The following is a 24,768-nucleotide window of genomic DNA, read 5'->3' as shown; positions in this document are numbered from 1 at the left end:
ATGTTTAATAATAATAGTTTATGGAAGACAAAATTATAATAAAAGGTGCGCGCGAACATAATTTGAAAAACATTGATCTAGAGCTCCCACGCAATAAATTCATTGTATTTACGGGAATTTCCGGTTCAGGAAAATCTACGCTGGCTTTTGATACCATTTTTGCCGAGGGGCAGAGGAGATATCTGGAAAGCCTTTCCAGTTATGCTCGCCAGTTTTTGGGCCAAATGGATAAACCGGACGTGGACTATATTGAAGGTCTGTCGCCGGCTATTTCAATTGATCAAAAGTCTGCTTCGCATAATCCGCGTTCCACAGTCGGAACGGTGACAGAAATCCATGACTATCTGCGTCTTCTTTATGCTAAAATCGGAATTCCGCATTGCCCTGTTTGCGGACAGGAAATTTCAAAAATTTCAACCGATGAAATTGTTGATCGTATCTTGGAAATGGGCGATAAAAATGAAACACGCTTAATCGAAATTATTTCTCCAATTGTGCGCGAAAGAAAAGGTGAATATTTAACCTTGCTTGATGACATGTGGAAACGAGGTTTTTCTGAAGCTATTGTTAATGGAAAATTATATAAACTGGAAAATTTCAAAGAGATAAAACTGGAACGATACAAGAAACATAACATCGATCTTATTGTCGACAGAATCGAAGTAAAGGCTGAAAATTTAAGCCGAATATTTGAGGGTGTTGAAAAAGCACTGAAAATGTCCGAAGGATTGGTAAAAATCAGTAATCAGGAAACAAAAAACAGCAAACAAGCAAAAAACGAAGTTGTTTTTAATCAAAAGTTATCTTGTCCTTTGCACGATGTAGAATTTCCTGAAATGGAGCCGAGGCTGTTCTCGTTCAATTCTCCATATGGTGCCTGTCCAGCTTGCGAGGGGCTGGGGTTTAAAAAAGAGATAGATATTGAAAGAGTCATGCCTGACACAAATAAGACAATCGCTGAAGGCGGTTTGGCACCCTGGAATTTCAAAAAAAATAATTACTACGGCGGCGTTATTTTGTCAGTAGTCAGATATTTCAATATTCCTGACAATGCCAGATTGCGCGACATGCCTAAAAGAAAGCTAGATCTGCTTCTTTATGGAACAGCTGATCATGAAAGCATGGTTTCTGAGGAAAAAGCGGAAGAAATCCCAATAACAATTCGCGCCAAAACCGGCACTAACTGGAAGTTCTATATGCAGTGGCGGGGAATAGTTGGTTTCCTGCAGGATCGTTATTTTAAAACCGAATCCGATGCAGTTCGCGAAGGGATTGAAAAATATATGTCGCAGAAACCATGCTCAACCTGTAAAGGCGCCAGATATAAGAAAGAAGTTTTATTTGTTACAGTAGGAAACAAAAACATATATGAAGCATCAATCATGAGTATCCGCGAATGTTTGAATTTTTTTCAGAATTTAAAATTAACGCATCGCGAAGAATTGATTGCCGGCAGAATTCTAAAGGAAATTATTGCACGGTTGGTTTTTCTCAATAATGTCGGATTGGATTATCTGACATTGCATCGGGCTGCCTATTCATTGTCAGGAGGAGAATCACAAAGAATTCGTCTGGCTTCGCAAATAGGTTCGCAATTGGTCGGGGTTTTGTATATTTTGGATGAACCATCAATTGGTCTCCACGCGCGCGATAACGCGAAACTCATCGAAACGCTCCGTCAACTTCAAAAAATAGGAAATACTTTGATTGTCATTGAACACGATGAGGAAATGATGCGCTCGGCTGATTGGCTGGTGGATATCGGACCAGGAGCCGGAAAACATGGCGGGGAAATTGTGGCCGAAGGAACGCCTGAGGAAGTTATTAATAATCTAAAGTCTTTGACCGGAAAATATTTGCGGGGAGAACTGGAAATAGAAATTCCAAAATTTCGAAGAGATGCAAATAAGAAAAAAAGAATTGTAGTTCGCGGAGCCGGAGAACATAATTTAAAAAATATTGTGGCGGAATTTCCACTGAAAGTTTTTACTTGCGTGACCGGAGTTTCAGGATCCGGAAAATCAACCTTGGTTGAAGAAACATTATATAGGGCATTGGCCAATAAATTGCACCGCTCATTGGATGCGCCGGGCAGGCACAAAGAAATAATTGGCATTGAAAATATAGACAAAGTGATTATGATCGATCAGTCGCCAATTGGAAGAACTCCGCGTTCCAATCCGGCGACATATACGGGACTTTTTACGCCGATACGCGAACTGTTTGCTCAGACGAAAGATGCCAAAATGCGCGGTTATGGTCCGGGAAGATTTTCGTTCAACATTCACGGCGGGCGATGTGATAATTGCAACGGTGAAGGATTTTTGAAAATAGAAATGCAGTTTATGCCAGATGTCTATTTGCCCTGCGATGTTTGCAATGGGAAAAGATATAATAGGGAAACTTTGCAAGTTAAATATAAAGGGAAAAATATTGCTGAAGTTTTGAAAATGACAGTTTCTGAAGGCGTTAAATTTTTTGAAGCTTTCCCTAAAATACACGATCCACTTGCAGTGTTGGAGGAAGTGGGATTGGGCTATATTGAACTAGGACAGAGCGCGACCACTCTTTCTGGCGGGGAAGCGCAAAGGATAAAACTGGCGGCGGAACTTTCGCGGCGCGCGACCGGAGATACTTTGTATATTTTAGATGAGCCGACAACCGGGTTGCATTTTGAGGACATAAAAAAATTACTTAATGTTTTGAACCGCTTGGTTGATGCGGGAAACAGCGTTGTCGTAATCGAACATAATATGGATGTCATCAAAACAGCCGATTGGATCATTGATATGGGTCCGGAAGGAGGCGACAATGGCGGGCGAATTGTTGTTACAGGTCCGCCGGAAGAAATTGCCAAATACCATAAAGAAAGCTATACGGCAAAATATCTGAAGGACGTGCTGAAGAAAAAATAAAGTAATTTATATCAGAAGCTTTTTTGAAAATAAAATAGCGCAGAGCTTGGATAAGCGCTGCGCTATAGGATAATTGGTGATAGAATTTCCCTTAATTAATTTGAACCGGACGAATGCCGCGCCAGTCAATCATAAGTCCATTAGTCCATCCCCCGCAAAGTCCGGCAAATTCTTTCCATTTCTGATTCTCGTATTTTTCCAAAATCAGATAATGCGAAGTTTCTCTTTGGTCATGCAGGCTAATCCTGTAAATTCCAGGATCAATAATTCCTTTCATGAATCCTCCGAAATTTTCAAAAAACTCAATTGTTTCATGCACCTCAAAGGGTACATTTTCTCTTGGACAAACGAACATGCATTTGTCTCCTGGGCGGCAAAAAAATAGATTTTGCGCCCCAAATTTGTCTAACAGATAATTTATAACTTTCGAGCTTCCATTTTTAACACATGGTTTAGACGATACAATTTCCTTTTTCATTGTTACTGCATACATCATACACATAATCACATTCCTCCCCTTTACATTGTATTTTTATATGTTTAATTGTAATATTATTTGGCTACATAACTTTTAAAGGACTACAATTTTGAATTTTATATATTTTTAGAAAAATGTCAAAAATTAAAGAAAAAATAAATAAACTGCCAACTGAACCCGGAGTGTATATCTTTAAAGATAAATTTGGAAAAATCCTTTATATCGGCAAAGCTACCAGTTTGCGCAGCCGGGTCAAATCATATTTCCAGGGACGGGACGTAAGAGGCGAAAGAATCCTTTCCATGGTCAGGCAGGTTGCGGATATAAAAACCCAACAAACAGACTCAGTTTTGGAAGCTTTGATATTGGAAAGCAATCTGATTAAAAAACACCAGCCAAAATACAATATAGACCTTAAAGACGGCAAATCATTTTCTTATTTTGTGATTACGAAAGAAAAATTTCCCAGGGTTATCATATTGCGCAAAACTGATTTGGGTAAAAATAAAAATATTACCAGATATACATTCGGCCCTTATACTTCCAAAAAGCAGATGGAAATTGCGCTTAAAATAATACGCCATATATTTCCTTTTCATTTGAATAAACAACAATCCGAAAATGGCTGTCTAGACTTCCAGATAGGACTTTGTCCCGGACCCTATGCAGGCGCTATTTCTGGAAAAGATTATATGGCTAATATTCGCAATATAAGGATGATCTTGGCTGGCAAAAAGAAAGGATTGATTAATACCTTAGAAAAAGAAATGCAAACGGAAGCCAAAAAACATGAATTTGAAAAAGCAGCGGAGCTTCGCAATAAAATTTTCGCCTTGCAACATATCCGCGATATTGCTCTAATCACAAAAGATTTTGAAGAAAATACGCGAACCACGAACCACGAACCAAGAATTTTTAGAATCGAAGCTTATGATATCTCAAATATTTCAGGAACAAATGCAGTTGGCAGCATGGTTGTTTTTTCAAACAATAAGCCTGACAAATCACAATATAGGAAATTCAGGATAAAAACTGTGGCTGGGATAGATGATGTGAAAATGATGCGGGAAATTTTAATTAGGAGATTCAATAATGAATGGCCCATGCCTGACCTTATTCTTCTGGATGGAGGGATTGGGCATCTCAATATGGCTGATAGGCTGTTGCATAAAAAAATGGGTCTTGCTGTATCGATTGCAGCGGTAGCCAAGGGGCCAATGAGAAAAAATGTCAAAATAAAAATTTCCAATGATAAATCAATTTTAAATTCTCAAATTTCAAATGAAATCGAAGAAATTTTAGATGATAAAAACTTAATAAAAGGCATAATGGATGAAGCACATCGTTTCGCTATTAATTTTCATAGAAAAATAAGAAAAAAGAATGCTTTAATTTAAAAATAAAAAAGACTTTCTAGTGCAATAGTTTAGGGGTTTACAATTATCGTTTTTTCTGGTATCATTTTTAATTAGCGAGTATTTAATGCTTATATAAAATATGTCTTCAAAAAAATCTTCTACGAGAAAGAATACAGGCGACATCATTATCAAGGGTGCACGCGTAAATAATCTTAAAAATATAGATGTTGATATCCCGCGTGACAAATTTGTTGTAATTACTGGACTTTCTGGATCAGGAAAGTCCTCTTTAGCTTTTGATACGATCTACGCCGAAGGCAATCGTCGTTATATGGAAAGCCTCTCTTCATATGCCAGGAATTTTCTTGATCCATCAATAAAGCCAGATGTAGATAAAATTGAGAATTTGAGTCCGCCAATATCTATTGACCAAAAAAGCATTTCTCGTTCACCTCGCTCAACAGTCGGAACTCTTACAGAAATCTATGATTATCTAAGAATTTTATTTGCCAAAGTCGGAATACCTCATTGTCCGCAATGTGGAACATCTATGCAAAAACGTTCTAATAAAGAAATTTTAGATGAAATTTTGTCATTTTCTCATAATACCCAAATTGCTATTCTGTCGAAACCAAAAGATAGCATGAACAGCAGAGATGCCTTAAAACATATTCAGCAAATGGGATATGCAAGAATTAGAATAAAAGAGAAAATTATTCCTGTTGCTGAAGCTCTAATGTCGATTGATGAATATAACAACGCAGAAATAGAAGTGGTCATCGACAGGATTGTTTTGGATAAAAAGAATCCAGATATTGAAAGAATAGCTGATTCAATAGAAACAGCTATGAAAATAGGGGGGAATTCAATGAAAGTACTTTTTGATAATTCTAAAGAAAGCAATTATAACCAGGATTTTTTCTGCAGCAATTGTGGAATTAAAATAAAAGAAATAACCCCCAGACACTTTTCTTTCAATAGTCCAGAAGGAGCATGCAGTGTGTGCAGTGGTTTAGGTTATATATTAAAAGTTAATGAGGAATTGGTTATTCCTAATAAAAACCTTTCTCTTATGGAAGGTGCGATACAACCATGGAGTAAATCAGGCGGAAAAATTAGCGGACAGAATTCCCAGCTGATGATATTGAAAGATGTTTCGAAGAAATATAAATTTTCAATGAATGTTCCTGTTAAAAAACTCTCAGAACAGCAACTGAGAGTAGTTCTTTACGGAGATGAAGAATTCAGTGGAGTTATACCGATGCTTGAAAATAAATATTTTGAAACAAAATCTGATTATGTACGTGCTGAAATTGAAAAATATATGACCGAACATGTATGTGAAGCCTGTGGTGGCAAAAGACTGAAAAGAGAATTTTTGGCTGTTGAAGTTCAAGGAAAAAATATTAATGATTTAGTTTTGATGAGTATTGATTGTTTGGATGAATTTTTTAAAAACTGGGAAAAATGGGATCAAAACAGCCAAGAAAAAGAGATAAGTCGTTCTATAATACGTGAAATTATTGGTAGGCTCGCATCACTCAAAAATGTAGGATTGGAATACTTGAATCTTGGAAGAAGCGCTCAAACTATTTCCGGCGGAGAAGCGCAACGCATAAGACTAGCAGCACAACTCAATTCTCAGTTGATGGGCATAGTGTATGTTTTAGATGAACCATCTATAGGACTTCATAATCGTGATACTGAAAAACTTATAGATACCATGAAAAAACTTCAAAGTGTGGGAAATTCAATTATTGTTGTAGAACACGATGAAAGCATAATAAAATCAGCAGACTGGATTATTGATATGGGACCTGGAGCAGGAGAAGAAGGCGGAGTCGTTGTTTTTGAAGGTAATTATAAAAAACTTTTGAATTCTAATAATATTACAGCTCAGTACCTATCTAAAAAGAAAAAAGTTTCCAATAAAAATAAATACCGGAATGGCAGTGGAAAATTTATAGAAATTCTAGATGCAGAGGAGCATAATCTTAAAAAAATAGACATAAAGATCCCACTTCAGAAATTAGTTTCAATTTGCGGAGTTTCAGGTAGTGGAAAGTCTACTCTGGTGAAAGATATTCTATCCAAAGCTCTTTCCCGCCATTTTTACGGAACTAAGGAACTTCCTGGCAAACATAAAAAAATAAAAGGCTTTGAGAATATTAAAAAAGTTATCAGTATAAATCAAGCTCCTATCGGAAGAACTCCGCGTTCAAATGCGGCTACATATACAGGAGTGTTTTCACATATACGTGATTTGTTTGCTGAAACGGAGGAAGCAAAAAATAGAGGGTACACTGCTAGCCGATTCAGCTTTAATATGAAAGGTGGACGCTGCGAAGTTTGCCAAGGGGAAGGACTTAAAAAAATCGAAATGCATCTGCTTCCTGATGTATATGTAAAATGTGAAGCTTGCGATGGCACAAGATTTAGTAAAAAAACACTAGAGATAGAATACAAAGGATTTAATATTGCGCAGATTTTAGACATGGATGTAAGATTAGCTCTCAAATTTTTTACTCGCAATCCCTTAATTTCAGAAAAATTAAAAACAATGGAAGATGTGGGCTTGGGATATTTGAAACTTGGCCAAAGCGCCACTAACCTTTCTGGCGGGGAAGCGCAACGCATAAAGTTAGCTACAGAATTAGCACGTAAATCAACTGGCAACACCTTGTATATTTTAGATGAACCTACTGCCGGGCTTCATTTTGAAGACATAAAGAAGTTATTATCAGTTTTGAATGCATTAGTGGATAAAGGGAATACAGTTATTGTGGTTGAACACAACCTGGATGTGATAAAAGACGCAGATTGGGTTATTGAACTCGGTCCTGATGGTGGAGAATCTGGGGGGTATATTACATTTGAAGGTACTCCTGACAAGCTCAAAAAAGATAAGAAAAGCTGGACGGCAAAATATCTTTAAAAGATTGTAATTATAAAATTTAAAAAAGAAGCAATAACAAAGCTAACACTGAGAAAGTAATATCATTAAGTGCATTTCTTAAATTCCATTGTCTTTCACTGGAAAAAGGTGGATACTTGTGGCACCAAACATGAAAATCGTGAATTTTTTTAAGAAAAGGCCAGCGAAGAATCCAGTACAGCACTGTCAGCATATCAGGAAATAATGAAAAAAATGTTCCTAAAATTATATTGCGTATGGCTGTATAGTCAAAATTTTTATAATTTATAAAACAAAAAAGGAATAACATTCCAATACTGAAATCTAATAAAGCTTTCCACCAAATATTTTTAATACTCGTTTTTTTATGAGGTGATTCAATATATTCTCCGTGTCTAAAATGATCCATTAGAAAATGAAGCGGAATAACAATGGTAACTATGATCCATGGATTCGGAATATTTTTACCCAAGGCAGCTCCGATCAAAGCATGAGTAGTTAATATCATATTATTGTTTTTATAGAATTATGAAAGGAATTTTACATATTATAGCCACTCCTATTGGCAATCTGGAAGATATTACACTGAGAGCTCTTAGTACTTTAAAAGAGTCTGATCTGATTGCGTGCGAAGATACCAGAGTGACAAGTAAATTGCTTTCTCATTATAACATATCCAAACCTCTTGTTTCCTTGCATCAACACAGTGGAAAGATTAGATTTGATAGAATTATATCGGAACTTAATGCCGGAAAGAATATAGCTTACGCTAGTGATGCTGGAACTCCAGGAATTTCTGATCCAGGCAATAAACTTGTAGCCGCAGCCATTGCGGAAGATATTGATGTCATACCAATTCCCGGAGTAGCAGCCATGACTACTCTCATAAGTATAGCCGGGGTAGATATGCAGCAGTTTGTTTTTTTAGGCTTTCCTCCTCATAAAAAGGGAAGAGAGAAATTTTTTAAATTATTATCTGAAACTAAATATCCTGCTGTGTATTATGATTCTCCGCATCGAATTTTAAAAAATATTGAATTATTGAAAAAAAATGGCTTGAATAAGCATATAATAATAGGACGCGAAATGACCAAGCTATTCGAAGAAATTATACGCGGGAATTTTGCTGAAGTTTCTGAATATTTTACAAAAAATCCGAGTAAACTAAAGGGAGAATTTACAATTATTATATATTAAATAATATCAAATTTATTTTATAAGCATGCCAATAGCAGGGGCATGTTTTTTATAATTAAACTGTGCATAACTAAACTTTTTCTATATTTTATTATTTTCGATTGAAGTGGTATAATTTTAATATAAAAGACTCTTTTTAAATAAAATTAAAAAATAAAAAATGAACAAAAAACAACAAATGGCTATACTAATTGGTATAGCAGTCATAACCCTTATTATTGTAGGTGTAATTCTTTTAAATGCATATAGTGAAAAAGAAACAAATTCGCAAGTTCAAAATGAAAACCAAACTTCAGCGATTGATTTAAAAACCCAGCAGCAACTTCAGGAAATGGATGAGTTGAGAAAGCAACAGGGAGTTTCTGCTCCAACACAGGAAGAAGTGGAAAAACAAATAAAAGAATTGGATAATATCCGCGAGAAATCAGACATAAAGCAAGATGTCCAAACAGAAGAGGAAATTAATGAAAAATTAAAAGAATTATAATCTTTTAAGACAATTTTTATAAAAAATGTAAAAAATTGCCAAAAACAGAATAACTTGAATATTTATTAAAGTAATTAAAAAATAAATAATTTAAATATAAAAAAATGTCAAATAAATACGAAAACATTTCAAATAAAATTTTGATTGGAATAATTGGAGTTTTGATAATTGTGATAATTTTTTCATTAGGAATTATGGTTGGATTAAAAATTTCCAGTCAAACATCGTGTCTCTCTTCTGCTAATTATGGAGTAAATAGGATCAATGGCAATGCCATTAATCAGCCATCAAACTTGCTGTCTGATAAAGAAACAAAAATTGTCAGTGGTACAATTCAAAAAATAGACGGCAATAAATTGACATTTAAAATTAGTTCAGCCAATTATTTATCAGATTCAAAAGCAGACATTAGGACAGTTACAGTTGATTCAAACACCAAAATAAATTTAGTTTTTGAAAAAGATCCAGCTCAATTTAAGAAGGAAATGGATGCTTTTGATGAAAAAATGAAACAGCTACAGGTTAAAAACGATCCTTCTCAAATAGAAAATATACCATTGTCTCCAAGTCCTTTTGAAAATAAAGAGATAAAATTATCAGAGCTTAAGGAAAATCAAAATATCACAGTTATGGCTAATGAAAACATAAAGAATAAAAAAGAATTTATAGCTATTCAGATAGATGCACAAGAAATTCCTAGTATAGTAACCGATGCCAATGTGGATGTAACATCTATTGCTAATACCATAAAATAAAACAATAATAATTAAATAAAAAATAAATAAATGAAAACAAAAAATATTACATACTGGGCAAGTATAGCTATAATTGCGACAATTGTTGGCTGTACCGTTCAGTTTGCCAGAGCTTGGACTGAACCGACTGCAACAGCGCCAAATGGTAATGTTGGCGCGCCAATAAATACTGGTACGGCTCCTCAAGTTAAAAATGGATCTTTAGGCGTAACAGGTGCATTGCAAGTTAAGGGAACGGTGCTTGTAGATGGTAATTATGGCGGTTCAAACCGCGTAGTTTTCAGAAATACCGATACGACCTATTACAGCGGAGGACATCAATGGGAAATATATCCTAGCGGAGGGGATGATGGGAATATTTCTTTTTTTGACAGAACAACTGGAATTTCACCCTTGATTTTAGGAAATAATGGTATTGTAACGGTTAATGGACCTAGGCCTATAATATTTAGTCCTACTGGCAATAATGTTGGAAGTATTAGTATAAAAGGTGATACTGGTGGATGGAATATGGGTTATTTTTTTAGAGGCAGCTCAAACACAAATAGAGGAGGTTTTGGGGTCTTTGGTGCAGCTGATTCCTTAAATTATTATTATATTGGCCCATCCTACACTTCGCCTTACATGACATTGAATAGCGCCGGCAATGTTGGAGTTGGCACAACCAGTCCTACTGCTAAACTGGATATTAGCGGCAAGGTTAAAATTACTGACGGAACCCAGGGTGCAGGCAAGGTGTTGACTTCCGATGCCAATGGTTTAGCTTCGTGGCAAACGCCAGCAGCTGGTGGCGGTTCAAGTCAATGGGTAACAAATGGAACATCGATTTATTATAATAATGGCAATGTTGGAGTTGGCACAACTAGTCCTTTATCTAAACTTTCCGTGGGAAGCGGTGGAGATAGTAATGCTGCCATATATGGTACAGGAACTTATGGCGTTGAAGGTTATAGCACTGCTGGCAATCAAAACGGAGCTGGTGTCTATGGGAAAAACAGTGCTTCTTATGGACTCGGTGTTAGAGGCGAGGGTTCTAGGGGTGTTTATGGTTACGGAAACGTTGGTTCTGATGCTGTTGGCGTTGTTGGTCAAGGCGGTATATACGGTGTATACGGAAATGGCAGTACTTATGGTATTTATGGTTATGGACCAACCGGTATCCGCGGAGAAGGTGTTACTGGTGTTAATGCTTGGGGTAGTGATTATGGAGTTTATGCTACTGGTGGAGGATATGCCGTCGTTGCTAACGGAGGCAACTATGGTGTTGTTGGTACTGGAATTATAGGTATTTATGGAAAAGGAACATCTACTGGTCATGATTTTTACGGAGCTGGACCTAAGAGTTATTTTGCCGGCAATGTCGGTATCGGTACAACCAGTCCTACTGCTAAACTGGACATTAGTGGCAAGGTTAAAATCACTGACGGAACCCAAGGTGCAGGTAAGGTGTTGACTTCTGACGCTAGTGGATTAGCTTCATGGCAGTCCGCAGGCGGGTCATGTGCTTGGAGTGGTTGGAGATGTACTTGTTTTGGGGATAATGAGGGTAGTGTCGAAGGAGCTATAACATTTGCTGTAAAGTGCGTTAATGGTGTTATAGCAAGTACGGCTATACCTAACTTCTATCTGACTTCAGGAGACGGAGTTTGTCAAACATCAGCACCAGCAGGTTGTAGTAGTTATCAATATGTAAATAGTAATAATACATGGCATTCAGAACTTTTACAGTAATTTTTTGAATAAAATATAAATTATGAAATTAAAAACAACGAAGGGTATCTCATATTGGGTAAGCGTAGCTATAATCGGAATAACTCTTGGTTGTGTCATTCAATTTGCCAAAGCTTGGACTGAACCGACTGCAACAGCTCCAGATGGCAATGTTGGCGCCCCAATAAATACAAGTGATATTCTCCAAAACAAGGCAGGAAGCTTGGGTGTTAGCGGAGCATTTTTAGATGTTTTAAACAGTCTTTTTGTTCATGGTAATGTGGGAGTTGGGACACAAACCCCAAATCCAGATAAAGGCGCTAGCGGAAACATAGACGTTAACGATGTTTATTTGAGAAGTACTGGTAAGTGGTTGAGCGAAATGAGTATCAGTGGAAACGCGGGTACTACCATAGGACCTCTCTATACTAGAGAAGTTAAAACCACTGATCCTATATATTGCTTTAGCGGTGATACGATGGTAGGTGGCGGTTGCTGGGGAAGAGATGTATGCGATGATAGTGACTCTTCTGGTTATGGGGGCAGGCCCATTGGAGAAAATGGATGGCAATGTATGAATATAGGTTGTACAGACGTGACAGCTTATATTCGTTGCACAAACAATTCAGGGAGAATATTTCTTTATGGAACATATCATTCTACTGATGATTGTACTAGTGCAGGTGGAATCTTGGTGAGTGATGGAGATAAGAATTTTTGTAAATTTTCTCAAAGCAGTTGTCCAAGTGGATGGTCATCATATAAAAATTATTCAACTACTACTGTAAAAACTTGTAATGGAACAACTAATAATGTTTCAAAATGTCCAGCCGTTTCTTGCACTACTGGTAGTCATGTATTCAGTAATGCTTCTGCGGAAACATGCAAAGTCGATAATTATAGATACATAAATTATTGGTTTGATTATACATGTTCGGCATATGATACTTCAACTTGCACAGCAACTATTACTGAAAGAGGATGTTATTAAATAATAAAAAATTAAATTAAATATTCCGGATTATACTTTTTATTAAAAATTAATTTTTAAAATATTTATTAATTTTAACTTATGTCAAAACAAAAAAAATTTTTAATCAAATATGGAATAGCAGCAATTGTTTTTTGCATGATTTTTGCTGTAGCAAGCATTTTAAAAGTAAATGCCGGAACATCAGAAAACGGATCAGGTTGGCTTTGGGGAGGAAGCGATGACGGAGCTGGGAATAAGACGGGTGTTGGCTGGATTAGCGCTAATAATATAAATTCAGGGGCAGGAGGTAGTGTTTCTTATGGCTTAAATATACCAACTTCTTCTTCTGGAGGTGATTTGAGCGGATATGCCTGGAGCGAAAATTTGGGGTATATTGCCTTTGATAATTCTGGCGGATATCTCAGTGGCTGTCCTGATGGTAATTGTGTGTCAAAACGTGTTGCTGATAACACTTTGCAAGGCTGGGCAAGGATAGTGAGCATTGCAGATGCCTATAAAGTTGGTAATTCAGGAGGATGGCTAGGTTGGATAAAACTAAATGGTACAGCCCAAAACGGGTCTAAATATGGAGTATTAGTTGCATCAGATGGAAAACTGAGTGGGTATGCTTGGTCAGATGAGTTAGGGTGGATTAATTTCAGTGGTAGCTCAACTGGTCCTACTGTTTATCCTACTTGTACTCTGCCTTGGGGGGGAACAATAGATAATGGTCAATCAGTTGATGCCTACTCCTCAAGTTCAGTAGCCTGCGGATCATCCTGTGATAGTGTCAAACAAAATAGAACCTGCACCAATGGAGTCTTGAGCGGAACAGCCACCAACCAAAACTGCAGCGTAGCACCTTGTCCCTGCACCACGCCTTGGGGCACAACTGTAGCTAGCGGCAGTTCAGTCGACGCCTATAAAGACAGCTATGCACCTTATGGATCAGAGTGTGTCAAAGAAACTAGACAATGCACGGATGGAAGCTTAAATGGTTCCTATACCAACCAGAGCTGCTGTCAGGCAGATAACTGCGAGCAAAGAACCTGCCAAGGCAAGCAATGCAATAATGGCTGCAAGCTTATGGATGGCGTCAAAACTGACGGTGCCTGCTGTGTCTCAAATGGTTGTGAAAAAAACACCTGCAAAGGCAAAACTTGCGATAATGGATGTATTTCTAACGCCTATGGAACCAAGAAATGTTCCGGCCCAGTAGGCCCAGGTATTTGGACGGAAGAATAAATAGAATTTATAAAAAATGCCCCTACCAGTTGGGGCATTTTTCTATTGCCCAAAAAGCCTGACCATGTATAATTAGTATATGAAGAAAAACATCAAAAGAATTATAAAAGACGCTATTTTAAGCATGAAAGAAGATCAAGTTTATCTTGATTTTAATATTTCTGATATTATTATTGATTATCCTAAAAATGAAAAATTTGGAGATTATACTTCAAATATATGCATGATTTTAGGTAAAAAAAATAAAAAAAATCCGCTAGAAATAGCAGAACAAATCAAGCAAAAAATTATAAAAAATAGAATAGAACATTTTGATAAAATAGAGATTGCAGTTCCGGGATACATAAATTTTCATCTATCAAAAAAATATTTGCAAGAAGTTGTCAGGAAAATAAATAGTGAAAAAAATAATTTTGGAAATTCAAAAGATGGCAATGGGGTTAAAGTAAACAATGAGTTTATCTCTGCTAATCCGACGGGGCCACTGCATTTGGGCAATGGCCGAGGTGGTTTTTATGGCGATTCTATTTCAAGGGTCCTTAAAAAAGCTGGCTTCGAGGTTATTAATGAATATTACGTAAACGATGCCGGAGAGCAAATTGAGAAGTTGGGCCATAGCGTGCTAAAAGACGGAGAAGCTACTTATGTTGGAGAATATATTGATGAATTAAATAAAACATACGGAAATATTTCCAATATAAGAGAGGCAGGAGAAAAAGCTGCTGATCAAATTTTAAAAAAAATCAAAAAAACAACATCTGAAAAAATGCACATTTCTTTTGATATATGGATGAATGAAAAAGAAATTCAAGAAAAAAAATATATTGAAAGGGCAATTGAACTTTTGAAAGACAAAAATTTAACTTATGAATCAGAGGGGGCTGTTTGGCTTAAAACAACTGAGTTTGGTGACGAAAAGGATAGAGTTTTAATAAAAAGTAATGGGCAAAAAGCCTATTTAGCAGGTGATGCCGGATATATGCTGAATAAGATCGAAAGAGGTTTCAAGAAAATTATTATAGGACTCGGAGCTGATCATCATGGATATATTACTCGTCTTCGCGCTTTAGCTAAAACGCTTGGTTTTATTGGTGATTTCCGTGTCATTATATCTCAGATGGTGCGCCTTATAAAAGATGGTCAAGAAGCCAGAATGAGCAAACGCGCTGGCAATGTCGTGTATATTGATGATCTTATTGAAGAAATAGGCCATGATGTTACTAGATTTTTCTTTCTTTTATATTCTCCAGACACACATATGAATTTTGACTTAAGCTTAGCTAAAGAACGTTCCCAAAAAAACCCTGTATTTTATGTGCAATATGCTCATGCCAGAATATGTAGTATTTTAAATAAATCTAAAATTCAGGATAAAGCAGATTTATCCTTATTAACGCACGAAAAAGAGATAGGTCTTATAAAAGAATTGAATAAGTTCCCGGAATTAGTTGAAGAAATTTCTTTCAGCTATGAAGTTCATAAATTACCGCATTATGCAATTAATTTAGCTGATAGATTTCATTCTTTCTATGATGCGTGCAGAGTTATTGATGAAGAAAATTATGAATTAACAAAGAGTAGACTTTTATTGGTGAATTCTGTTAGAATTGTATTATCAGAAGTCCTGAATTTGATAGGTGTCAGTGCGCCGACTAAAATGTAAAAATAACAAATATATGCGAATAGGAATTGATGCTAGATCCATATTAAATCCCGAAAAAGGGGATGCTATAGGTATCGGACATTATACGTACCAGCTCATCCGTCACTTGCTGAAAAATGATACAGAAAATGAGTATGTAATTTTCTTTGATTTTCGTGTGCGTGAAAAAGATGTTAAGAAGTTCACAAAACCAAATGTCCAGATAAAATTCTATCCCTTTTCTGATTATAAAAAATATCTGCCAGGGGCCTATAATGAAATTTTAGGCACAGCTACTCTGCAAAAAGAAAAGCTAGATGTTTTACATACCACGTCTTCTTATAATAGGATCCCAATGAGTTATTCAGGTAAAACAGTTGTAACATTTCACGACATGGCAATCTTCAATATCCCTCAATATATACCAGCAGTAAAAAGAGCGCGAGATAGGGTTATAAATAAACTTATGGCTCGCAAAGCCGATAAAATTATTGCGGTTTCTGAATCTTTAAAAAATGATGTTAAAAAATTTTTAAATGTAAGTGATGAAAAAATATCCGTTATTTATAGCGGTTTGGATGAAAGATTCTTCACCCAGCCGAATATGGATGAAAATAAAGTTTTAGGAAAATATGGAATCAATAAAAAATACATACTTTTTTTAGGAACCCTTGAGCCTTCAAAAAATATCTCACGCTTACTGGAAGCTTTCTCTATTTTTAAGCGTAAACAGAAACAGAAAAAATCTAATAAATTCGATTATCAGTTAGTTTTAGCAGGAAAACGCGGATGGTTATCGCAAGAATATCAGCAGATAATCAAAGATTTAGGACTGGCTAAGGATGTTATATTTACTGGATATGTGGTTGGCGATGAATTGGTACCATTGTTTCATGGAGCTGAATTTTTCGTTATGCCCTCGCTTTATGAAGGATTTGGCATGACAGTGCTAGAAGCCTTTGCAACTCAAACGCCAGCAATTATCTCGAAAGTGGCATCTCTCCCAGAATTAGCTGGTGATGCCTCATATTTTATTAATCCACTTAATACAGAAGAATTGGCTGAAGCCATAACTCTTTTTGCGGGTGATGAAAGTCTTCGTGGACAATATCGTGCAAAAGGGCTTGAACAGGCAAAGAAATATAATTGGGATAAAACAGCTTTGGAAACATTAAAAATCTATAAAAGTTTTAATAAAAATTAAAAAATAGCGAGAAAACAATTTTTGCTATTTTTATTTTTAAAAAAATAATTTTATGTCGCGGGAAGAAAAGAGACATCTAATTGAAGTTCATGTAGCCGGGATGTGTTTTAGGGAAACTAAAAATAATATAGAAATCTTGATTGCTAAAAGGAATAATGATCGGGAACTTTATCCTGGGAAATGGGAATGTGGGGGAGGGCAAGTCTTTCCAGGGGAAAACTTCGAAGAAGCAGTCAAAAGACAAATAGCTGATGAACTTGGAGTTGTTGTAGATAAAACTATTGTTTCTGGAATATATGAAATTGAAACTCCGCAATTAGAACAAAAAAAGATTCCAGGAGTGAGATTTGTCTGTTTTTTTGACAAATATGTGAATGGGAAAGGGCCACAAATAAATCCTAAAGAATTTTCACAATGGAAGTGGCAGTCACTGGATAATTTAAATGATGTTGATTTCATAAACGGGATACAGGATGAAATAAGAACCAGTTGGGAATCTTATGATAAGTGTAAACATGTGTATAGAACATGAATGATTCTGGGTTTGATTTTTTATTTTTTTTAGTTATAATAAGCGTATAAAAGCCATAATAGAGACATCACTCTATTGCCGTAAAATAAGGCAGCTGTGAGAAGAAATCCGTCCTAGCTAAAGGCTTTGAGCGGCAAGTAGAACTCATCGGGTAAGCCCGTAATAGCACAAATTAAGTCCCGTTATATTTTTGATGGGAAAAATAAGGTGGTACCACGCAGAAGCGTCCTTATAACTTTTTAAGGATGTTTTTTATTTAACAACAAAGTATGTTTAAAATAATGATGAAAAATAATATTTTGCTATTATCCATAATCTGGCTGATTGTTGTAAATGCCGCTGGCTTATTGGCAGTAAATAGGCTAAATCTAAAAGCAGACGATGCTTATTCTTGGATTAGTGCAGAAAGATATAACCAGCACAAGTCATGGAACATTATTAATATTCATTCACGCTGGGATTCTAATTGGTATATAAATTTAATTGAGAACGGATATGAGAGAAAAGCGGACGATACTCTTTCTAATTTAGTTTTTTTACCATTGTATCCGCTACTTGTTAAGATAATATCTATGTTTAGCTTGGGTAACATTGCTTTTGCTGGATGGATAGTTAGTAGCATTTTCCTTGTTTTATCTTGCATGCTCATGGCTAAGATGATAAGAGAATTTCACAAAGAATCAGATCCATTATTTTCCGTTTTTTTGCTACTTATTTTCCCAACAGCTTTTTTCTTGAATGCGGTATATACAGAATCACTATTCTTATTCCTTTCATTGGGAGCTTTTTATTTTACCTTTAAGAAGAAATATTTTTTGGCAGGCATTATAGGTTTTTTAGCTTCACTTACCAGGGTGACAGGAATATTAATTTTTTTGCCACTCGTCGTTCAAGTTCTTATAAATGAAGGAATAAATTTGCAAGGATTGAAAAAGTCATTACCGCTACTGCTTATACCGACAGGGTTATTATTGTTTTTTGCATATCACTGGGTATTTTTTGGAGATCCACTTTTATTTTTTAAGATTGAAAATGCATGGGGAAGGTCATTTACTTTTAACAAAGATCATTTTGTATTTTTATCCAACGCTTCTCTATCAAATTTTTATCTAGATATTATATATTCAATTTTCAGTTTAGGAGTATCGTTATATCTTTTAAAAATAAAAAAATATCCCTATGCAATATATATGGCTAGTACAATATTAGTTGCTTTTGCTACGGGGACATTAATGAGTATAGGAAGGTATATTTTAATATTATTTCCTATTTATATTTTAGGAGGTTCTATCAAGAGCGAAATACTAAAATACTCTTGGATAATAGTTTCAGCAATGCTAATGGCTATGAACACTTATTTATTTGTAAATTGGTATTGGGCAGGCTAAAATAAATATAACTTATTTTTTATTTAATTTTATGTTTAAAAAAGTTGATGCCAAACAAAGTTTTCCAAAAATGGAAGAAGAAATCCTGAAGTTTTGGGAGGAAAATAAAATATTTGAAAAGTCAGTAGAAAAAAATTCTCCCGAGAAATCTTTTATTTTCTATGAAGGTCCTCCGACAGCTAATGGAACTCCTGGTCTTCATCACGTTTTAGCGCGGGCATTCAAAGATGTTGTGCCAAGGTATAAAACCATGAAAGGTTTCAGGGTGGAAAGAAAAGCTGGCTGGGATACGCACGGATTACCAGTTGAACTGCAAGTGGAAAAAGCTTTAGGTCTCAAAAATAAACAAGATATTGAGAATATAGTACCAGGAGACAAAAGGCAGAGCATTATTGAATTTAATAAAAAATGCAAAGAATCAGTCTGGGAATATAAAGATCTGTGGGAAAAATTAACAAGGCGCATGGGTTATTGGGTGGATATGAAAAACCCATATATAACTTATGAAAATAAATATATTGAATCGGTCTGGTGGGTAATTGCGCAGATTTTTAAGGCCAAAAACAAAAAAGGAGAAAGTCTTGTATATAAAGGGCATAAAGTCATACCCTATTGCTACCGCTGTGGAACTGCACTTTCTTCACATGAAGTTGCCCAGGGCTACCAGACGATTAAAGATAATTCTGTTTATATAAAATTTAAGCTTACAGAAGAAAAAGACACCTATGTTTTAGCCTGGACAACAACACCTTGGACATTGCCAAGCAACGTGGCATTAGCAATAAATACTGGTGTAACTTATTGCAAAGTAAAAATTGATAAAAATAATTTTTTTATTTTGGCCAAAAACAGGATAGAAGAAGTATTAAAAAATTCAAAATATGAAATAATCAAGGATATTTCAGGAAAGGATTTATTAGATCTGAAATATGAACCACTTTACAGTGTATCTAAAGAAAAAAATGCTTATAAAATAATCCATGGTGATTTTGTTTCCACAACAGATGGAACAGGAGTAGTTCATATCGCTCCAGCTTTCGGAGAAGATGATGCTAATGTGGGCAGGGAAAATAACTTGCCTACAGTGCTGACTGTTGACGAAGAAGGAAAAATAATAGTCGGTTTTGATGTTCCTGGAGAAGGAATTCCAGTAAAAAAGAAAAATGTTGTCGGAAAATTTGAAGTCGATGAATTGATTGTTGAAGATTTGAAAAAAAGAGGATTATTTTTACAAGAAGAGCTGTATGAACATGAATATCCTTTCTGTTGGCGCTGTGACACCCCGCTTATTTACTATGCAAAACCATCTTGGTTTATTCGTATGAGCGAATTATCTGATGATTTAGTAAAAAATAACGAAAATATAAACTGGATTCCTGAATATATTAAAGAGGGGCGATTTGGCGAATGGTTGCGTGGTGTTAAGGACTGGGCTATTTCTCGCGAACGTTATTGGGGAACACCGCTACCACTTTGGCAATGTGAATGCGGGGAAATAAAAGTGATTGAATCCCAGAAAGAATTGGAAAGCGCATCTGGCATAAAAATAGAAGATTTACATAAGCCTTTTATTGATGACATAAAAATAAAATGTTCTTGCGGTAAGGAAATGATAAGAACGTCAGAAGTGCTGGACGTTTGGTTTGACAGTGGATCAATGCCATTGGCACAATTTCATTATCCTAATGGTGCCAATGATGAAGATAAGAAAAAAATTGAAAATGGAAAATATTTTCCAGCTGATTTTATTTCTGAAGCAATCGACCAAACTCGTGGCTGGTTTTACACGCTACATGCCATTGCTAATCTTTTATGGAAAGCCGGCAAAGTTCCAGAAGGCAGAGCTTTCAAAAATGTTATTTGCCTAGGGCACATTGTTGATGCAAAAGGTAAAAAAATGAGCAAGTCCAAAGGTAATATTGTGGATCCGATGAAAATTATGGATGAATTTTCAGCTGATATGCTGAGGTATTTCCTTTATACCGTCAATCAGCCAGGAATGACTAAAAAATTTGATGTTAAAAACTTAAGAGACATAATGAACAGGGTTTTCCGCATGCTTTGGAATTCCTATTCCTTTTTTGTGATGTATGCGAATATCGACAAGTTCGAACCTTCTGTAAAAAATAATGCAAAAGTTACCAATCTATTAGATAAATGGATAATTTCCGAGCTTAATATTCTTATTGAGAATGTTGATAAAAAGCTAGGAGATTACGATATGTACAATTCAGCTTATGCAATTGAAAAATTCATTGATAATCTTTCCAATTGGTATATACGCAGGAGTCGCAAAAGATTTTGGAAATCAGAGGATGATGATGACAAAAACCAGGCTTATCAGACCCTGCATTATGTACTAGTAGAGTTATCTAAATTAATGGCGCCATTTTGTCCGTTTATTTCGGAAGAAATTTATAGGAATTTAACCGTAGAAGAGTCTGTGCATCTAGCAGAGTTTCCAATTGCAGATAAAAATTTAATCGATGAAGGGCTGAATGGAGAAATGGAAAAAACAAGAAATATAATCACGGAAGCCCTGCAGCTTCGTGCTAGAGCAGGAATAAAAGTAAGACAGCCGCTTCTTGATTTAAAATTTAAAAATCACGATATAAGAAAAGAGCTTATAGAAATTATAAAAGAAGAAGTTAATGTAAAAAATGCTTCTTTTGACAAAAGTATTAAAGAAAATTTGGAATTAAATACTGAAATCACTGAAGATTTAAAACTGGAAGGTCAAGCCAGGGAAATCATTCGTTTTATCCAAGAAATGCGCAAAGAAGCAGGTTACGAGGTTGACAATCGCATATTTTTGGGCTATACTGGAATGTTTCAGGTCTTTAAAAAATTTAAGAATTTAATAGCCAAAGAAGTTTTAGCCAAAGATATAAAGTCAGAAGAATTAAGCAATTTTGATCTCGAAAAAGAGGCTAAAATTGATGATGAAAAAATAAAATTGCAAATAAAGAAAGCCTAAAAAAGGAGGATACATGAAAAAAATTCTCGAAGAAGAATGGGAAACTTTCATGAGCGCCATAGAAGATTGGACGAAAAGCTGTGGTAGAAATCCTGTTTTATGGATTTTTGCCGTAATACTTTTAATTGCTCTCGCAGCTTCTTGTGTGCTCGGTTTGCCATTTAAGTTTATTGGTCGCTTATTTGATTAAGTATAAGGTCTTGCAAAACAAGGCCTTTTTCTTTGGCCTAAACATAATTTTATGCTTATAATTAAGATATGGAATATAAATATACTGGAATTATTTTGAATAAACGTGATGTAGGGGAAACTGATCGTACATATACGATTTATACTCTTGAAGGTGGGAAAATAAAATCCCTGGCTAAAGGAGTTAGAAAATCTAATGCCAAATTAGCTTCTATGCTTGAAAATATAACTTTGGCAGACATAACTATCATTAAAACCAAAGGAATTGGAAAAATTACTGGATCTATTGTTGAAAATAATTTCACAGCCGTAAAAAGTGAAAGTGAAGCAATTCTGGAAGTTTTTTCTGCGTTGGGTTTATTTGAGAAATTGGTTGATTTTGAAAATCCGGATCGTTTTATTTTTGAACTTCTTAAAAATTATTTAGAAACTGTTAATATTTGTGCTGTTAATAAAGACAAGAAAAAGCATGTTCTGCTAAAATTAGGCTTCATCGTCAAACTATTGTCCGAACTTGGGTATACCATAGAAGTAAATTCATGTGTTGTTTGCAGTAAAAAACTTTCCGAGAGTTCACCCATATTTAATGCAAAACATGGGGGAACATTGTGTTTTTCTTGTGCTGAAAAAAACCAAGATGCGGCAATTATTGTACGTGCCAATGCTATAAAAATGATACGATTGTTTTTACAAAATAAAATGAATACTTTGGCAAAAATACAGGCTACTAAAGAAGATTGTGACAGCACTCTTTTGGTAGTTAATGAGTTTTTGAGGTGGAACAATTAACTTGAAAAACACTCATTTTATGGTATTATAAAAACAGGTATAAAATAAAAAAATATACAAAAAATTATGTCTCTAAATGATCTCAATAAAGAACTGTATAAATATGATTCAAATGTAGTTCCTGAGCGCATCCAGGAAAGGAACGAATATAATCCCAACAAATCTCTTCCCGAACAACCTAGTCCTTTTGACGAACAACAAAACTGGAGCAGGCCCAAAAAAGGCCTTTCGCCTGAACAAAAAAAAATGATATTGATAATTTCATCAGTCATTTTATTGTTTATTATTTCTTTAGCTGGATATTTTACTTATAATTGGTGGAAAAAAAGTGCATTTAATCAAGATCGGGTTTCGGTGTATATTGACGGACCTAGGGAAGTTGATAGCACTGCACCCACTAAGTACACAATACATTATAAAAATGATAATCGTATTGCCTTGAAAAATGTTGAGATTAAATTAACTTATACTGAAAATTTTCAGCCATCATCTGACAATGTAAATGTTAAATACCTAAGCCTTGGTTCAAGTCTGATAAATATAGGCACTATAGAACCAAAAAATGAAGGAACGGTTGATTTCAAGGGAAATTTTTATGCCCCCAAAGATTTTCCTGCTAATATGCATGCATCTCTTATTTTTACTCCAGCTAATTCTTCAGAAAGTCTTTCAACGGAAAGTGAAATTAGCGTAAGAATAGCTGGTTCACCAATTTCAATTAATATAATGGCTCCGCAAGAAATAGTTAGTGGAAATGAAGTTGAGTATGTGATTGAGTATAAAAACAATGATATAAAAAATATAAGTGATTTACAAATCAGGGTTGATTTTCCTCAGGGATTTGAATTTAATGATGCGCAACCAAACCCATCTGAAAAAAATGCATATTGGTATATACTGAGCCTAGAAGCAGGGCAAAGCGGAAAAATAATAATTCATGGTCAGCTTGAAGGCAAAAGTGGAGATCAAGAAACTATTTCTGTCTCACTCGGGCACATTGGAGAGGATGGAAATTTTTCAATTTTTGATAAACAAGAATATAAAACTAACATAATTTCTCCTATTCTTACAATAAATCAATCTTTATATAAAAAAGATTCAAACTTTATTTATGCTGGAGAAAAACTTTCTTATGTAATCCAGTATGTAAATACTGGTTCTGTGGGTCTTCGTGATGCTATTATAACCGCTCAAATTAAGGGAAATATTCTTGATTTTTCAAAAATAAAAGTAGACAGAGGATCTTATTCCGAACAAACAGGGTTAATAACCTGGAAAGCATCAGAAATTCCAGAGCTAAAAAATATTAGTCCTCAGGCATCAGGATCAGTTGGCTTTTCAATCCCTGTAAAAATAATGATTCCTGTAGAAAAAGAATCTGACAAAAACTTTATAGTTTCTTCTGTTGCAAAAATAGATAGCCCAGATATTCCAGTGACCAATAATGCGAATAAGATCATAGGCAGTGATGTTTTAAAGCTGAAACTTTCATCAAAAGTACTTTTTAATGTCCAAGGATTTTATAATGATTCAAAGATTTCAAATACGGGTCCTATGCCTATCAAGGTGGGATCACCAACTACTTTCTCTTTGCATTGGTTGGTTGATAATATTTCCAATGATATTTCTAATACAAAAATAATATCATCATTGCCATCGGGAGTACGCTGGACCGGAAAAGTATATCCAGAAGGTGAGAAAATTTCATACAATGAAAGAACTAACGAGGTTATTTGGGATGCTGGTGATATAAATGCGGCGACGGGAGTTTTAAAGCCTAAACGAGAAGTTGCATTTCAAGTTGAAATAACTCCACAGCTAAACCAATTTGGTCAGTTCATTACACTTCTCAATGAATCTGTTTTAAGCGCAACCGATAGTTTTACAGGACAAAATATAAACATAAAAAAAGAGAAAAAAAATACTCAGCTTTCAGAAGATCCCAAGGTAGGGTATGCCGGTAAGGTCATCAAGTAATCTAATAATTAAATTTATTCTATACGTTCTAACGTATT

At 35.2% G+C, this 24,768-nt stretch carries 19 protein-coding genes; 17 read left to right on the top strand and 2 right to left on the bottom strand.

Going from position 1 to position 24,768, the window contains the following annotated elements:
- Nucleotides 1-20: 20 nt before the first annotated feature.
- On the top strand, nt 21-2,915 hold the full coding sequence (uvrA, locus tag PLR68_03815; protein ID HOW60846.1) for an excinuclease ABC subunit UvrA: 2,895 nt from the start codon (nt 21-23) through the stop codon (nt 2,913-2,915).
- Between the two features lie 91 nt (nt 2,916-3,006).
- Here uvrA (PLR68_03815) and PLR68_03810 read toward each other — a convergent pair whose 3' ends face one another.
- Nucleotides 3,007-3,411, bottom strand: coding sequence for a hypothetical protein (locus PLR68_03810; protein HOW60845.1), 405 nt, complete (start codon nt 3,409-3,411; stop codon nt 3,007-3,009).
- Between the two features lie 116 nt (nt 3,412-3,527).
- Between PLR68_03810 and PLR68_03805 the strand changes: the two genes are divergently transcribed.
- Both PLR68_03805 and uvrA (PLR68_03800) read left to right on the top strand, forming a co-directional pair.
- On the top strand, nt 3,528-4,790 hold the full coding sequence (locus PLR68_03805) for a GIY-YIG nuclease family protein (protein ID HOW60844.1): 1,263 nt from the start codon (nt 3,528-3,530) through the stop codon (nt 4,788-4,790).
- A 100-nt stretch (nt 4,791-4,890) separates the two neighbouring features.
- Nucleotides 4,891-7,686, top strand: coding sequence for an excinuclease ABC subunit UvrA (uvrA, locus tag PLR68_03800; GenBank protein HOW60843.1), 2,796 nt, complete (start codon nt 4,891-4,893; stop codon nt 7,684-7,686).
- A gap of 19 nt (nt 7,687-7,705) precedes the next feature.
- Here uvrA (PLR68_03800) and PLR68_03795 read toward each other — a convergent pair whose 3' ends face one another.
- Nucleotides 7,706-8,173: a hypothetical protein gene (locus PLR68_03795; protein HOW60842.1), complete on the bottom strand. Its 468-nt coding sequence runs from the start codon at nt 8,171-8,173 to the stop codon at nt 7,706-7,708.
- A 20-nt stretch (nt 8,174-8,193) separates the two neighbouring features.
- On the opposite strand from PLR68_03795, the gene rsmI reads away from it, so the two are divergent.
- The 14 genes from rsmI to PLR68_03725 all read left to right on the top strand — a co-directional run bounded on the left by rsmI (nt 8,194) and on the right by PLR68_03725 (nt 24,730).
- Nucleotides 8,194-8,862: a 16S rRNA (cytidine(1402)-2'-O)-methyltransferase gene (gene rsmI / locus PLR68_03790; protein ID HOW60841.1), complete on the top strand. Its 669-nt coding sequence runs from the start codon at nt 8,194-8,196 to the stop codon at nt 8,860-8,862.
- A 160-nt stretch (nt 8,863-9,022) separates the two neighbouring features.
- Complete coding sequence (locus PLR68_03785; protein HOW60840.1) at nt 9,023-9,349, top strand: hypothetical protein; 327 nt, start codon at nt 9,023-9,025, stop codon at nt 9,347-9,349.
- 104 nt (nt 9,350-9,453) lie between these two features.
- Complete coding sequence (locus PLR68_03780; GenBank protein HOW60839.1) at nt 9,454-10,104, top strand: hypothetical protein; 651 nt, start codon at nt 9,454-9,456, stop codon at nt 10,102-10,104.
- Between the two features lie 30 nt (nt 10,105-10,134).
- The gene (locus PLR68_03775; GenBank protein HOW60838.1) at nt 10,135-11,835 is read left to right on the top strand and encodes a hypothetical protein; all 1,701 of its coding nucleotides are present in this window, start codon (nt 10,135-10,137) and stop codon (nt 11,833-11,835) included.
- 22 nt (nt 11,836-11,857) lie between these two features.
- On the top strand, nt 11,858-12,805 hold the full coding sequence (locus tag PLR68_03770) for a hypothetical protein (GenBank protein ID HOW60837.1): 948 nt from the start codon (nt 11,858-11,860) through the stop codon (nt 12,803-12,805).
- Between the two features lie 81 nt (nt 12,806-12,886).
- Complete coding sequence (locus PLR68_03765) at nt 12,887-14,032, top strand: hypothetical protein (protein ID HOW60836.1); 1,146 nt, start codon at nt 12,887-12,889, stop codon at nt 14,030-14,032.
- A 79-nt stretch (nt 14,033-14,111) separates the two neighbouring features.
- Entirely contained in the window at nt 14,112-15,695 is a 1,584-nt protein-coding gene (gene argS, locus PLR68_03760) for an arginine--tRNA ligase (protein ID HOW60835.1), read from the top strand.
- Between the two features lie 13 nt (nt 15,696-15,708).
- Nucleotides 15,709-16,878 carry a glycosyltransferase family 1 protein gene (locus PLR68_03755; GenBank protein ID HOW60834.1) on the top strand — a complete coding sequence of 390 codons (1,170 nt, stop codon included), beginning with the start codon at nt 15,709-15,711 and terminating at the stop codon, nt 16,876-16,878.
- A 52-nt stretch (nt 16,879-16,930) separates the two neighbouring features.
- A complete protein-coding gene (locus tag PLR68_03750; protein HOW60833.1) occupies nt 16,931-17,410 on the top strand; it encodes an NUDIX hydrolase in 480 nt (159 codons plus the stop codon).
- A 269-nt stretch (nt 17,411-17,679) separates the two neighbouring features.
- Entirely contained in the window at nt 17,680-18,798 is a 1,119-nt protein-coding gene (locus tag PLR68_03745) for a hypothetical protein (GenBank protein HOW60832.1), read from the top strand.
- Nucleotides 18,799-18,829: 31 nt separating this feature from the next.
- Nucleotides 18,830-21,775 carry an isoleucine--tRNA ligase gene (gene ileS, locus PLR68_03740; GenBank protein ID HOW60831.1) on the top strand — a complete coding sequence of 982 codons (2,946 nt, stop codon included), beginning with the start codon at nt 18,830-18,832 and terminating at the stop codon, nt 21,773-21,775.
- 13 nt (nt 21,776-21,788) lie between these two features.
- Complete coding sequence (locus PLR68_03735; GenBank protein HOW60830.1) at nt 21,789-21,965, top strand: hypothetical protein; 177 nt, start codon at nt 21,789-21,791, stop codon at nt 21,963-21,965.
- A 68-nt stretch (nt 21,966-22,033) separates the two neighbouring features.
- Nucleotides 22,034-22,753, top strand: a complete 720-nt coding sequence (gene recO, locus PLR68_03730; GenBank protein ID HOW60829.1) for a DNA repair protein RecO — start codon at nt 22,034-22,036, stop codon at nt 22,751-22,753.
- A 66-nt stretch (nt 22,754-22,819) separates the two neighbouring features.
- On the top strand, nt 22,820-24,730 hold the full coding sequence (locus PLR68_03725; GenBank protein ID HOW60828.1) for a hypothetical protein: 1,911 nt from the start codon (nt 22,820-22,822) through the stop codon (nt 24,728-24,730).
- Nucleotides 24,731-24,768 lie beyond the last annotated feature (38 nt).

The organism is Candidatus Moraniibacteriota bacterium (genome assembly GCA_035390125.1).
Lineage (GTDB): Bacteria > Patescibacteriota > Minisyncoccia > Moranbacterales > GWC2-37-73 > DAOOTD01.
The sequence above is the reverse complement of the archived record's forward strand: the minus strand, read 5'-3'. Positions and strand labels throughout refer to the sequence as shown.